This window comes from Paenibacillus chondroitinus NBRC 15376, from assembly GCF_004000765.1.
Taxonomy (GTDB): domain Bacteria; phylum Bacillota; class Bacilli; order Paenibacillales; family NBRC-103111; genus Paenibacillus_E; species Paenibacillus_E chondroitinus.
The window spans coordinates 1-14,105 of record NZ_BILW01000078.1; the positions used below are offsets into that span (position 1 = coordinate 1).

Annotated in this window: 12 protein-coding genes and 1 riboswitch; of the genes, 4 read left to right on the forward strand and 8 right to left on the reverse strand. The window is 51.4% G+C overall.

Annotated elements, in window-relative coordinates; genetic code table 11:
• Positions 1–437: 437 nt before the first annotated feature.
• Positions 438–827 (reverse strand): glycine cleavage system protein GcvH, encoded by a 390-nt coding sequence (gene gcvH, locus PCH02S_RS34630; RefSeq protein WP_127458654.1) that lies wholly within the window; start codon positions 825–827, stop codon positions 438–440.
• 160 nt (positions 828–987) lie between these two features.
• A riboswitch (glycine riboswitch) is annotated at positions 988–1,085 on the forward strand.
• 206 nt (positions 1,086–1,291) lie between these two features.
• Here gcvH and gcvT point away from each other — a divergent pair.
• Genes gcvT through gcvPB form a run of 3 tightly spaced genes read left to right on the forward strand, consistent with a single transcriptional unit; the run spans position 1,292 to position 5,253 of the window.
• Entirely contained in the window at positions 1,292–2,386 is a 1,095-nt protein-coding gene (gene gcvT, locus PCH02S_RS34635) for a glycine cleavage system aminomethyltransferase GcvT (protein ID WP_127458655.1), read from the forward strand.
• Between the two features lie 24 nt (positions 2,387–2,410).
• Positions 2,411–3,763, forward strand: coding sequence for an aminomethyl-transferring glycine dehydrogenase subunit GcvPA (gene gcvPA / locus PCH02S_RS34640; protein ID WP_127458656.1), 1,353 nt, complete (start codon positions 2,411–2,413; stop codon positions 3,761–3,763).
• Positions 3,760–5,253 carry an aminomethyl-transferring glycine dehydrogenase subunit GcvPB gene (gene gcvPB, locus PCH02S_RS34645; RefSeq protein ID WP_127458657.1) on the forward strand — a complete coding sequence of 498 codons (1,494 nt, stop codon included), beginning with the start codon at positions 3,760–3,762 and terminating at the stop codon, positions 5,251–5,253. The genes gcvPA and gcvPB overlap by 4 nt, the downstream gene beginning before the upstream one ends.
• Before the next feature lie 59 nt (positions 5,254–5,312).
• Here the strand turns inward: gcvPB and PCH02S_RS34650 are convergent, their stop codons facing one another.
• The 4 genes from PCH02S_RS34650 to PCH02S_RS34665 all read right to left on the reverse strand — a co-directional run bounded on the left by PCH02S_RS34650 (position 5,313) and on the right by PCH02S_RS34665 (position 9,844).
• The gene (locus PCH02S_RS34650) at positions 5,313–5,822 is read right to left on the reverse strand and encodes a DinB family protein (protein ID WP_127458658.1); all 510 of its coding nucleotides are present in this window, start codon (positions 5,820–5,822) and stop codon (positions 5,313–5,315) included.
• Between the two features lie 77 nt (positions 5,823–5,899).
• Positions 5,900–6,874, reverse strand: a complete 975-nt coding sequence (locus PCH02S_RS34655) for a helix-turn-helix transcriptional regulator (protein ID WP_127458659.1) — start codon at positions 6,872–6,874, stop codon at positions 5,900–5,902.
• Positions 6,875–7,636: 762 nt separating this feature from the next.
• A complete protein-coding gene (locus PCH02S_RS34660; RefSeq protein WP_127458660.1) occupies positions 7,637–8,560 on the reverse strand; it encodes a Gfo/Idh/MocA family protein in 924 nt (307 codons plus the stop codon).
• A 9-nt stretch (positions 8,561–8,569) separates the two neighbouring features.
• Entirely contained in the window at positions 8,570–9,844 is a 1,275-nt protein-coding gene (locus tag PCH02S_RS34665) for an MFS transporter (RefSeq protein WP_246069425.1), read from the reverse strand.
• A gap of 126 nt (positions 9,845–9,970) precedes the next feature.
• Between PCH02S_RS34665 and PCH02S_RS34670 the strand changes: the two genes are divergently transcribed.
• Positions 9,971–10,528, forward strand: coding sequence for a hypothetical protein (locus PCH02S_RS34670; protein ID WP_127458662.1), 558 nt, complete (start codon positions 9,971–9,973; stop codon positions 10,526–10,528).
• A 70-nt stretch (positions 10,529–10,598) separates the two neighbouring features.
• On the opposite strand, the gene PCH02S_RS34675 is transcribed toward PCH02S_RS34670, so the two are convergent.
• The 3 genes from PCH02S_RS34675 to PCH02S_RS34685 all read right to left on the reverse strand — a co-directional run bounded on the left by PCH02S_RS34675 (position 10,599) and on the right by PCH02S_RS34685 (position 13,970).
• Complete coding sequence (locus tag PCH02S_RS34675) at positions 10,599–11,285, reverse strand: CPBP family intramembrane glutamic endopeptidase (RefSeq protein ID WP_127458663.1); 687 nt, start codon at positions 11,283–11,285, stop codon at positions 10,599–10,601.
• 141 nt (positions 11,286–11,426) lie between these two features.
• Positions 11,427–12,935 (reverse strand): leucyl aminopeptidase, encoded by a 1,509-nt coding sequence (locus PCH02S_RS34680; protein ID WP_127458664.1) that lies wholly within the window; start codon positions 12,933–12,935, stop codon positions 11,427–11,429.
• Between the two features lie 21 nt (positions 12,936–12,956).
• Entirely contained in the window at positions 12,957–13,970 is a 1,014-nt protein-coding gene (locus tag PCH02S_RS34685; protein WP_127458665.1) for an aldo/keto reductase, read from the reverse strand.
• Positions 13,971–14,105 lie beyond the last annotated feature (135 nt).

Below are 14,105 nucleotides of genomic sequence, written 5' to 3' on the forward strand. Positions count from 1 at the left end.
TCCGTCCGAATTCAAGTGCGTGTTTGAGCGAGTGTTCGAGTGCAGTGTGCGTTCAAGCGCGGGTTCGGGTTCAAGAGCAGCGCTGGCTTAAGCGCTAAATTGCACTTTGTGCGATTAGAAAGCGCTTTACAGACTCCACTCCTTTGCTTCATTGCTCTTTGTGCAGCTTGAGAGCGCTTTATAGGCTACAACCCTCACCTTCATTGCACTTAGTACAACCATTTGACCTCTAGAGGGCTGTTTTGACCTCTTCTCACCTAAAATGGTTGTATTTTGTACAACGAAGCGGCTGTTTCGCGCAGAAAATATTTGTTTTAGTTGTACTAAGTACAACATAGGTTGGATGCTTGTTTCCCACATCCCCGGCAAACAAAAAAAACGAGCCCTACTATCGAAAAATCGATAGCTAGGAACTCGTTTTTTAAGCAAAAGTCGTCTTACTCGTTGCCGATATACGAAGCATACTCATCAGCCGTCAGCAAACCTTCAAGCGCATCCGCGCCGGAAACTTCAACCTCAACCATCCAGCCTTCGCCAAACGGCGCACTATTTACCAGCTCCGGCGATCCTTCCAAAGATCCGTTCACAGCCGTTACTTTGCCGGAAACGGGCGAGAAAATGTCGGAAACCGTTTTGACGGATTCCACACTGCCGATGCTTTCATTTGCGGTAATGGATGCTCCAGCCTTAGGCAGTTCAACAAACACAATATCTCCCAATTGATCTTGGGCAAAATCAGTAATACCTACACGAACAACCGTGTCCGACAGCTTTTCTACCCACTCATGTTCTTTGGTGTATAACAAATTGGCTTGTACGTTACTCATCGTTTTACGCCTCGCTTACCAGCAAATTTTGCTTTTAGCTTAATCTAATGTGAACATCAAAGTCAAGGCGGACGAAGGTAAATTTTATGAAAAGTAACAATTGACAATTCACACCTTCATAGGCAAAATTAATACAATACTACAAATTGAATATTGGCGAATGATGGTGCAGGGAGAGACCGCAGTGAACGATCGCGGCGCCGAAGGAGTAAGCCGAGTAACGGTGAATCTCTCAGGCAAAAGGACTTGTACCGGACGCAACTCTGGAGAGCTTCGAATGACCGCGCACGCGGAAACTCGGACACCAAAGGGGAAACTTGACGGCCGGATAACATGGTTCTAGTCGAGGTAACTCTCAGGTAAAAAGGACAGGGCAAAAGGTATGTTTGTGTTGCATATCTTTTGCTCTTTTTTGTATTTTGGGCAAGATATGGGATGTACAAAATCGAAGGTGAGGTAAACGCATGCTGAAACGAACACCGCTCTTCCCTGTATATGCGGAGCATGGAGCGCGAGTTATTGACTTTGGAGGCTGGGAGCTGCCGGTGCAGTTCACAGGTATTCAAAAAGAGCACGATGCCGTCAGACAGCAAGCCGGGCTTTTTGATGTGTCGCATATGGGTGAAGTCCGGGTTACCGGGGAAGACGCCCTCTCTTTTCTGCAAAAGATCACCACGAACGATGTGGCAAAGCTCGAAAACGGGCAATGCCAATACAGCCTCATGTGCTATCCGGACGGCGGTGTCGTTGACGATCTGCTCGTTTATAAAATAAGCGACAACAACTACATGCTGGTCATTAACGCCTCCAATATCGACAAAGATATGGCATGGATGCAGCAGCATCTTGTTGGCCGCACGGAAATCACCAACATATCCGATGAAACCGCTATGCTCGCTTTGCAAGGTCCCCACGCCGAACGGATTTTAGCCAAATTGACAGACGCTCCTATTCAGACTTTGAAAACGTTTCGTTTCCTGCCCGACGTGAAGGTAGCCGGTATTAACGCCCTACTATCCCGTACAGGTTATACCGGAGAAGACGGCTTCGAGCTATACATCGATAGGCACGATGCCGTTCAACTATGGAAGCTGCTGCTGGAGGCAGGTCAAGAACAAGGGCTCGTACCGGCTGGCTTGGGCGCTCGCGATACGCTGCGTTTTGAAGCGCGACTTCCCCTATACGGGCAAGAGCTCTCCCAGGATATTTCGCCGTTGGAAGCTGGACTGAACTATTTTGTGAAATTGGATAAAGGAGATTTCATCGGGCGTGATGTAATCGCTGGGCATAAAGCGAACGGCACACCGCGCAAGCTCGTTGGCATTGAGATGATTGATCGTGGCATTCCGCGGCCGCATTACAAGGTTTTCACGACGGAGGGTACGCCTATCGGGGAAGTTACTACGGGCACCCAGTCCCCTACGTTCAAAACGAATATAGGCCTCGCTTTAATTGATTCCGCCTACAGTGCGCTGGGCACGGAAGTGAATGTGGAAATCCGCGGGGCACAGGTCAAAGCGAAAGTCGTGGCCACCCCTTTTTATAAAAGAAAACCGTAACCCGGAGAGGAGCACGCCCCCACCATGAAGCATCGTTATTTGCCTATTACCGAGCAAGATCAGAAAGATATGCTGGCGACAATCGGCATCTCCTCGATGGAAGAGATGTTTCAAGATATTCCGCAAAAGGTTCGCTTTCAAGGCGAACTGAACGTATCGAAGGCGCTGGATGAGCAGGGACTGCTGCGCTACATGCGCGGCCTATCCAGCCGCAACGCCGACTTTGACCGCTACGCCAGCTTCCTCGGCGCCGGCATCTACGATCATCACCTTCCCGTGGTGATCAATCACGTCATCTCGCGTTCAGAGTTCTACACCGCGTATACGCCTTATCAGCCGGAGATCTCCCAAGGGGAGCTGCAGGCGATTTTTGAATTTCAGTCGTACATTTGCGAACTCACCGGCATGGCCGTGGCTAACGCTTCGATGTACGACGGCGCTACAGCGCTGGCCGAAGCCGGCGCCCTCGCCAGCGGAGCGACGAAGCGCAGCCGTCTGCTCGTCTCCCGCGCGGTGCACCCAGAGGCGCGCGCCATCTTGCGCACGACCGCCCGCGGGCTGAACTTGGAAGTGGTCGAGATCGGTCTCACACCGGAGGGTGTGACGGACCTCGATGACCTCGCTTCCAAGGCCGAAGGCGCCGCCGCCGTCATCCTCCAATCGCCGAATTTCTTCGGCTGCATGGAGGATATCGGCGCGGCGGAGCCGATCGCGCACGGCGCGGGCGCCCTGCTTGTCGTGAGCGCCAATCCGCTCACGCTCGGGCTGCTCGAAGCGCCGGGCAAGCTCGGCGCTGACATCGTGGTCGGCGACTGCCAGCCGCTCGGCATCCCAGCTGCGCTGGGCGGGCCGACGTGCGGGTACTTCGCCGTCGCCGAAAGCTGGATGCGCCGCATGCCGGGGCGCATCGTGGGGCAAACCGTCGACCGCGCCGGCAAGCGCGGCTTCGTCTTGACGCTCCAAGCGCGGGAGCAGCACATTCGCCGTGAGAAAGCCACGTCGAACATTTGCTCCAACCAAGCGCTTCTCGCGCTTTGCGCATCCGTGTACTTGTCCACGATGGGCAAGCAAGGCATTCAAGACGTTGGCAAGCTCAACGTCCAAAAAGCACACTACGCGGCGAAACGCCTCACCGCGTCCGGCAAGCTCTCGCTGCCATTCGCAGGCAGCTTCTTCAATGAATTCGCCGTCAAGCTTCCGGACGGCGCGAATGTGCAGGAGCTCAGCAGCAAGCTCCTGCAGCACAACATCATCGGCGGCTACGACCTTGGCCGCGACTATCCCGAGCTCGCCGGTCATATGCTAATCGCCGTCACCGAGCAAAGAACGCGCGAAGAAATCGATGCCTTCGCTGATGCACTGGAGGAACTCGTATGACAACAAATACGAATGAAAGCAACATTACCGTAAAAAATGACGGCAAAGCCCTCATTTTCGAAATGAGCCATCCAGGCCGTGTCGCTTATTCCTTGCCGGAATCTGATGTGCCGGAGCTGGATCTGAATGAAGTCTTGCCTTCCAAGTTCCAGCGCAAGAGCGCCGCAGAGCTGCCGGAAGTGTATGAGGTGGATGTCATCCGCCACTATACAGCCCTCTCCCGCCGCAATTTCGGCGTGGACAACGGCTTTTACCCGCTTGGCTCGTGTACCATGAAATACAATCCCAAAATCAACGAAGACGTCGCTCGCTTTCCAGGCTTCGCCAAAATACATCCGTACCAGCCGGAAGAATCGCTGCAAGGCGCCCTGGAGCTGCTCTACAACCTCCAAAAGGACCTTGAAGCCATCACCGGCATGGATCGCGTCACGCTTCAGCCCGCAGCTGGCGCACATGGTGAGTGGACCGGACTCATGATGATTCGCTCCTACCATGAAAGCCGCGGCGAGAAGCGCACCAAGGTCATTTGCCCGGACTCCGCGCACGGCACGAATCCAGCCAGCGCAACAGTCGCAGGCTTCGAGACCATCACGATCAAGTCCAACGAACGCGGTCTTGTGAATCTCGATGAGCTTCGCAAAGCCGTTGGGCCGGACACGGCCGCCCTGATGCTCACCAATCCAAACACACTCGGCCTGTTCGAGGAGCAGATCGTCGAGATCGCCGAGATCGTTCATGCTGCGGGCGGATTGCTCTACTACGACGGCGCTAATGCGAATGCCATCATGGGCATTACCCGACCCGGCGATATGGGCTTCGATGTCGTCCATCTCAACCTGCACAAAACAATGAGCACCCCGCACGGCGGGGGCGGCCCTGGCGCCGGCCCTGTCGGCGTCAAAGAAAAGCTCATCCCGTTCCTGCCTACCCCGCTTGTGGCGCAGAAGGAGGACGGCAGCTTTTACTTTGACTACAACTACCCGCAGTCAATTGGCCGCGTAAAAGGCTACTACGGCAACTTCGGCATCCTTGTCCGCGCCTATACCTATATCCGGACGCTCGGTCCTGAAGGCCTGCGCAAAGTATCCGAGTTTGCCGTACTCAACGCCAACTATATGCTCGCCAGGCTGACGCCTTACTTCGACGTACCGCATCCGCGCTTCTGCAAGCACGAATTCGTGCTATCGGGCAACCGTCAGAAGAAGCTTGGCGTGCGCACCCTCGATATCGCCAAACGATTGCTGGACTTCGGCTATCATCCGCCGACAATCTATTTCCCGCTTAGCGTCGAAGAATGCATCATGATCGAGCCGACCGAGACGGAAAGCAAGCAAACGCTGGACGAATTCATCGACACGATGATTGCCATCGCCAAAGAGGCGGAGGAAAATCCCGATATCGTTAAAAATGCGCCATACACCACCGTGGTCAGCCGCATGGACGAAGCGCTTGCCGCCCGCAAGCCTGTCCTGAACTGCAGCTGCGGATAAAAAGATGGGGCTGCCCTAGAAGTCTTATGCTTCTTAGACCTCTAGGGCAGCCCTTTTTTTTACTTATTGACCTCATATAAATAGAAGACCCAGTCGCTTGAAGCCCCCGCATGTCCCAGCTGACGGAGCATCGAGGAAATATTGCCTCGGTGGTAGGTGCCATGATTCACGATATGCTGAATTAATTCTTGAATGCTGGCATTCAACACGCCAAAGGTTGGATGCGGAAACTGCTTTTTCGCCTCCAAATCGTCGACTCCATGCAGGAAAACGCGATACTCCTCGGCTTTTTCCCAATACACAGCTTGCAGCTCCTCCAAACTTTTACCCGCTGTCTTAGCTTCAATCGTACCTAGTAGCTCTATAATCTGCTCATAGCTGTTCCCCATCATGCCCGACAACCAAACAGCATCCACCTGGTAAATATGCACCAACCCGTTGTAAATCGTCGGAAACACGTTGCCAAGCTCTTGATGCAGTACTTCCTCCGGTAATTCCGCCAGTCGTTCAAATACTTTTTTATTGGCCCAGGCGTGATAATCATAGGTTTTGATCGTTTGTTCTCTCATGTTTCATCATCCTCCTCAGAATGCAACGCTGTGTTAAACATGAGCTCATTGTACCTCGGCTTCACTGACAAAAACGGTCAGTCAATTGGCATCGACAGATAATACTGATGTAAATTCAGCGTAATCTCCCGCAGCATATTGATAAGCATTAGAGGTTCCTTAACTTGAATCATGCCTCCATAACTGAGGATTTGATAGGGAAGATGAGTGTGGATGGCTTTCTCCTGGACTTGAAAATGGGCTTCATACCGCGAGCGCTCAACTAGCGCATGGGCCAGGAACCAATGGCCGCACAGGTCGTCCAGCGCTTGCTCGCTACCTGTAATTTTAACGGAAATCAGTTCTTCCGGTTTATCTGCGTCAGGCAGGACGCCTGTAAGGAGGAATTGGCGAGCCGAGAAATCGATGGGCCTCTCAAATGTCGTGTCCATCTTGAACAACTCCCGGATGCGATCCACCCGAAAGCTGCGAATTTCATTCCGCAGATGACAGTGCCCAACGACATACCATTTGTTTTTCCAGCAAACGAGTCCATATGGATCCAGATGGCGGGTTTCTGCTGCCGCTCCGTAGCCTTTTTGATAGTGCATGCGCAGCGTGACTCGTTTGGCAACAGCCATCTCCACTTCTTGCAGCAAGTAAGACTCGGCAGCATCTGCCTGCGGCGAAATGACGTCCAGCCCCTGCTCATGAAGATGGATTTGCTCCAATTGCTCCCGATTGGTGTATAACTTAAGCTTGGCAACAGCCTGATTCAGCTTTTCTCCATAGGGATATCCTGTCTCCAAGGCAAACGCGGCAGCGTGGATGAGCGCCTTCTGCTCATCCAGATCAAAAACGAGCGGCGCCTCGTTAAACTGCCCAAGCAAGCGGTAACCGCCATGATGCCCGGAATCCGATATGATCGGAACACCGCTCGCGCACAGCGCATCGATGTACCGGTACACCGTGCGGATGTGAATCTCCAGCTTTTCGGCTAATTGCTTTGCCGTGATTTGTTTATGTGATTTGATGAGCCATAGTATGGCTAGCATTTGATCCGCTTTTGACATTCGAGGCTAGTCCTCCTAGGGGATAGTTTCCATGTCGTTTTATCATAGCATGTTCCGGTCTCTTATTCTGCTTGGAGCTGAGGTAACTCTTCAAGATTCGGTTCGCACGCGCATTTGCCTAAGTGGCTGGCCATACGGTTCATATTCAAGTTACATTGGAAGAATTCCAATGAGAAGGTCATTCTAGGCTCGTAAATCAGCTTTCAATTGGATGATTTCCAATAAAGACTCTGAAATGAGCCATAATCAAGTCACTTCTAGCTATTTCGTTGGAAATGATCCAATGAACTACACGAATAATCTGCCCAGACGACCTGCTGGTTGGATTTACTCCAACTAAACGTTATAACCAGATCTACAAATCAACCTTCCATCAGACCAAAGTGCCTCATAAATGCCTGCTGAGTAAAATTAGCCGCTATCCCACACGAATCCTCATAAATAGGAACTACAATCCCCTATTTTGCAATAAAGCGCTACTTTAGTCCGCCAAGGGAACTGTGGTCCTCTATTCCGCCATTTTCAACTCGAGTAGCAGCTTCCCCGTCAATTAAGACCCTGTAGTTCCCCCAAAGACCCATAATCAGCTCATTCCGCTCAAATAGCGCACTGTAGTTCCGCTCCCCGCTCCCGCACAGCAGCAAGCACTCGCAGGCACATACAAGCACCCTTGATACGTTGCCCCCAACCAACCCAGCATAAAAAAAGCCACCCCCAAGTAGAACACTACGCTCTACTCAAAGACAGCCCCTAGCAACATTTCTAAACAGACAGCCGCTCAACCAGCTGATGAGACGCAAGCACAAGGTCGCCGCGGATCGTGCAAGCATTCGGGTCAGCCAGGCTGTCCAGAAAATGCTGCACGACGCTGGCAAAACCCCTTCTCTCCAGCACGGTGTCCCAGCTTCCGAAGGAACGTACGCGCGGCGCGGCGCCTTTTTCATAGAAGACCGCTGACTCCAGATTCGTCACCTCGACCGAACGGCCGCTGCCGTGCAGCTCGACTTTTTCCTGATCCACGCCAGCCAGCCTCACCATGCTATAAGTGCCCTGCGAGGAGCCAAAAGACAGGGTTCCTGAGGCATGAAGCAGCTTTCCAACTTCATCCACTTGTTGATGAGAAGAAGCCACTTCATAAGGGCTCTCCCCCAGCCAGAGCAAGAGATCCAACATATGGATCAAATCATCATACAGCGTCTCTTTCGCGCCATGACCCTGCTGCTTAATTCGATGTTTAACCGCTGAACACCAATCGAAGCCGCCTGCTTCCTTCAGCCAATCCCGCGCTTCGAGATAGAGCGGAGCAAACCTGCGGTTAAAGCCCGCTGCGAGGAGTACGCCTTTTCGTTCCGCGTAAGATGCCATCTCTACCGACTGCTCCCAATCGTAGGACAATGGTTTATCTACATAAACCGCTACACCCTGCTCCATGCTTTTCATAGCAATTTCATAATGGGTCGGGGTCGGGCTGTGCACGAAAACAGCGTCCAAATCAAGCGCAAGCAGCTCTTCGAGCCTCGTTGTTCCGAACGGAATACGATATTTTGTCTTCATTCGTTCAACGGTTGCCGGTGTGGAGCTCATAATGCCAGCGATGTCTACTTGTTCATTAACGGACAGCAATGGAAGATATACTTTTTGCGCGATATCCCCAAGCCCGATGATTCCGATTCTTTTTCTTGTCATTTTGAAAATTCAGCTCCTTATTTGTTTCCCGAGTACTAGGCGTCCTACCACGAATCCAAGTATCATCAGCACAGCGCCCACAAGCGTCGAAACGCCATAAATCTGCATCCACATCGGGGCCTCTGCAATAAGCTCATATACTTTTCCCCCAACAATCGGTCCTAAAAAGGCGGCAAAACCCGTAATCGCCGAGTACGTTGCAATGTACATGGGCCGTTCACTTTTCGGTGTATCGCCAATTGTAAATGTGAAGACCATCTGGTTAAACCCGCCGAGTCCTACGCCCAGCACGATATGAACCGCATAAAGCACGACAATCGCCGGAATGAAGGCAATCGCTCCCCACAACAGGCAAGCGAGGGCAATGATCGGTAAAGACCATAACAGCAAGGTCTGCGCTGAATAATGTGCGTTCAGGTTACCCCAAACATAGTAACTTGCCATCATAACCAACGTATGGACGACGGTGATGTAGGAAACTGTTTCATAATTAATGTCCATGAGCTTTAGCATGACATAGGAAAATAGCGGTACGGTCAAACTTTGCACAAATAAAAACACAGCTAAGAAAATAATTGCTTTTATAAAAGCACTGTCCCTCAATGGCTTCCCGATCATTCCAATCGGATTCAATTCCTTGGAAGGCTCAAAAGGCGGATTCGGATATAAGCAATAAGCCAGTATATTGAGGATCGCGCAAACACCGACAATCATAAATAAATAGGTAAAACCCTGTCCGCCAGGATATTTATCCAGAATCTGCCCACCTATAAAAAGGGCAAGGGAACTTACTCCGCCTAGAATTGTATTACGAATTCCAAAATATCGCCCGCGAACCGGACCCGGAACCGCATCGCTAATGAGCGAGGTCCACACGACACCGCCTGCGGCATTGCCCAAATGAGCCACCGTATACAGAATGATATACATCACGACCCACCAATCTTGCGGGAACAGAAACGGGATCAAACCCACGGAAGCCCATAACAACCTGTGAGAGGAGCCGAAAATGAGGAGCATCCGCTTGCGGTTCCTGAATTTCTGCATCGCTACAGCCATACCGATTTGGATAATATTCACCACCGTCGTGATGGCTAGTATAAACCCGATCTCCGTCGATGTCGCACCAAGGTACAATAAATAACCGGTTAAGAAAGGACCGCCCAATAGCTGAAAAATCACAACAGCCGGGAATCCTTCCAGCGTAGCGATGAGGAGACTTTTTCGGTAGTAGGAGCGTTTTTTCCGGGGATTCCACAAGGTGCCCAGCATTTTCATAAGCATGCTCGCCTCCATTTTGTAAGGGTAACACCTATTGACTGATCTAATAGTTTACAAGATATAGGGCGCTTATGGTAAAATGGGACAGACTACCTAATCTATCATGTCAGGCGGGATCATCGACATATTATGAAACCAAACTATTTTGGTCTTATCGCAAGCTCAATTCTCTTTTTGACCTTTATTGTACTCTCTCTTGTGTTTCAGTCAACAACTTATTTGTATATCGCCAGTGTAGGCCCGCTTCTCATTGTTCCGTTCCTTCCTGACATTCGTTCAGGCCAGTACATCAAGCCGAATCAGGCCAAAGGCGCTGTCCGACTTATTACGATGGAGAACAAAGACAAGTCAGGTTCCGATTTCCTAGTGATCTTGTTCGAGCAAGGTTTTGTTAACTGGGACCGTGGGCAGCTCTATTTCAATCTGGATGATGTCATGAGAGATGTCTATGTCAAACCAGATCCATTTGCCGCCACAATGACGGTGCTCAAATATGACTTATCCCTGCATCGCAGCAAGAAGGGCTGGGTCGGCATCTCCTTGCCGCAGCTTCAGCAGCGTATGAGCCAGCTCTCTTATACCACGAATGAAATCAACAGAATCGTTATTCAATTATCCGATGTGAATGAGCTGCTGCAAAAAACAGTTTCGCAGCCTGCCGCAGCCGGAAGAAGTGTCGGTGCTTAAACGACAAACGAGGCTGTCCTACGGTCATTGGATGACTTGGGGCAGCCTCTTTTTTTATGGAGCCGAATTTTTAAGTCGATTTCTTGTACTTGATCCAGAAAAAAAGTATGAATGGTAACGCTGTGTTCGAAGCGATAAAAAACAATAGCGACGGCAAGCCCGTGAGCGGCACATACTCAGCACCCTTAAGCGGAATTAACAATTGATCACCAATAGGACCGTCAGAGAAGATGATTGCCGATGCTGCATTCCAACCAAGATGGCTGCCTGCTGCGATGGCCATGGAACCCGATTTTGAATACGCATACGCCCATACCAGTCCCATCACAAAAGTAGCTGCAAACATCAAGATCATGACAGGAATATTGCCGAACAAACCATACGAGAACCAATGATAAGCCCCAAACGCAGCTGCCGAAAGAACAATTCCCAATCGAACGCCCAGCCAGCGGATCAGTATGACAAGCAATGCACCTCGAAATAGCAACTCTTCAAACCAAACAGACTTCAAACTCCACCAACTTGCGGAGAAAAATTCAGACCATTGATAGCCGGAATTTATTTCCCAGCCCGCTGACGTAACCACAGACTCTGTCCATTTGACAACCACACAAACGAACAGTCCAATCAGTAAAGCAATTCCAAACTGCCGTAGGCGCAGACCAATGGGATTGTACCCTAGTACGGACAGTTGCTGCCTAATCGTGAAGCGAAGCAAAAGCCAAGACAACAGTAAAATCACGATAATGCCTAACATTACAAATCCCCTCCTTCTTTATCCATCAAAGCTTTCATTACGCATTTAAAAGGTAAAAGTTTCCACTTAATCAAACCAAAAAAAAGCTCTCCCTCGGTCATTCGATGACTTTTGGGACAGCCTCATTTATTAGAAAAGCATTTATCTTAATTGATCGGCGCATAAATAAGCAGCTAATGTCCGTACCATAACGCCTGTTGCTCCTTTGGGCTCAATGCCTTTGGCTGACCATAACCAAGCTGTGCCGCCGGTATCGAGATGAATCCAAGGCGTTTCTTCGGCGAAGTACCCGATGAAAAGCCCTCCGGTAATGGCCCCCGCCCAGCGATCTGAGGAGGCTTGGTTTTTAATATCCGCCACATCGCTTTTCAGCATCTCGCGATACTCTGGATAGTTGGGCAGCTGCCAGAGCTTCTCGCCCGCTTCGCCAGCCGCTTGAAGCAACGGTTTCAGGAACTCGTCATCGTTCGTCACAGCTCCCGTCGCTACATCAGCGAAGGAGATTAAGATAGCTCCCGTCAAAGTAGCAACATCGATCAGGCGGTTTGCTCCGAGCTTCTTCGCGTAGGTAATTCCCTCCGCCAAGATGATACGGCCCTCTGCGTCCGTATTCAGCACTTCCACGGAGTGTCCGCTCAGCATCTTCACGATATCGCCTGGACGATAAGCCGAGCCGGACGTCATGTTTTCCGCGGATGGAATGACGACGACCAAGTTCATCTTCGGTTTCAACTGCCCGACGATGTGAAGAGCTCCAAGCAGCGTGGCAGCTCCGCCCATATCGCTGATCATCTCTTCCATGCCATCGGGGCTTTTCATCGAGATGCCGCCGGTATCGAAGGTCACGCCTTTGCCGACGAGGCCCAGCACGTCGGCTGAGTCCGGATCACCCTTGTATTGCAGGGTGATCATCCGTGGCGGGTTGGCGCTGCCTGCGCCAACCGCGATCAGGCCGCCCATTCCGCGGGCGGCAATCTCGTGCTCATCCAGCACTTCGCAGCCGAAGCCGTAGTGCTGGGCAAGCTTCATGGCTTCCTCTGCAAGAGTAGCCGGAAGCAGCTTATTGGCCGGGAGGTTCGTGAGATCCCGGGCATAGTTCGTGCCCTCCGCAACCGCCTCAGCGGCTGCGATCGCCGCTGCCAGAAGCGCTGCATCCGCAGCCGCTTCTGTAAGCAATACCGCCCGGCGCAGCTCTGCGCGCGCCGGCTCGTTTTTGCGGTACACCGCGATGCGGTATGTACCGAGAAGCAGCCCTTCGGTCAGCGCCGTGACGGCGGACCGGCTGTCGAAGCCGCTTGGCAGCTTCAGCGCCAAGCTTTCGAGCTTCAGCGCGAGTGCCTCGCGCGCTGCATGCACGGCGGCTGCTCGCAGCGTATCGCGCGAGGTTGCGGGGCCTAGCCCCGCAACGAGCACGTACGCGTACGGCAGCAGCCCGTAGGTGGGCAGCGCCTCGAGCTCGCCTGAGGCGCCCGTGAAAATGCCCTTCGCGCGCAGGCGCTGAAGGGCTTGATCGAGCTGCGGCTCGCCGAGGACGGTGTCCTCGCGCAGCTCAACTTCACTTAGGCAGACGACGATGGCGTCTGCCCCTTGCTCGTTATGCGTGAATGACGTGAACACGCCAGTCGTAATTGCTGTTGTTTTTGCAAACATCGTGTCATTCTCCCTGTTAACTTAATAAAAAGATGCTGCCTTCTGAATAACGGACTGCATAGGCAGGTGATACGGGCATTTCTCTTCGCAAATCGGCTTCTCTTTGCATGGATCATGGTCAGCACAGCCTACTATTCTATCCTTTTGTCTTTGAAAAAATCCCTCGCCCTTCGGCAGCAAACCAAATTTTTCTCTGAACTTGCTCGAAATCATCACATCCGGAATGGCAATTTCAAGTGGGCAGGAGCAGTAATTGCACCGTCTGCAATCGTGCTGACCGAGTTCAATTGCCAATTGTTCGAGCTCTTGACGCTCTTCCGTGCCCACCTCTTGCTCTTGTGCATCCAGGTTTTCCTGCACTTCCTTCACACTGACCATCCCCGAAATGGTTACATGAACGTTCTGGCTGTACGGATACCGGATAGCCCGGTCAACGGGTTGAATGAATCCGCCTGACAGTGGCTTCATCGCAACTTTCATCAGATCCATCTCTGTTGCTTTGGGAATAAGCTCCTCTAAGGCAAAAGGCTGCGCTAAATTCAAATGAAACAAAATTTGATCAAATTGCCCTTTTGCGATCCATTTCGTCAGCAAATCCGGCCGATGTCCGGAAATTCCAATGAATCGGACTTTGCCTTCTCGCTGAGCTTCCAGCGCGGCTTTGTAAGCGCCTTCGATATCCATAGCCTTTTTAAATTCAGATACGTAGTTCACATAGTGAATTTGCAGCAAATCGACATGGTCCGTTTTCATACGCACCAGGCTTCGCTCGATCTCCGCCTTCGCCGTTTCGTAATCACGCGCTCCTGTCTTCGTCGCCAAGAAATACTCATCCCTGCGATGCGAAATGCATTCGCCGATGATCTCTTCGCTGTTGCGATAGGCGGCTGCAGTGTCGATATAATTAATGCCGTGATCCAGGGCATAGTTCAACGCCTCTCTAGCCTGTTCCAAGGGTACATTGGGAAGATTCATTGCCCCAAAGCCCAGTGACGATACGTTATAACCGGATTTACCGAATCTCGAATACCTCAAGCCAAGATCACCCTTCCACTCCGTTAACGAAGATATGAATAATTGCACATGCAACTATTGTAATACAACTCTTTCCTACTTTCCACGAGATCGTGCAGGCTTAGAGGAACTATAGGGCGCTATACCATTAGAAAG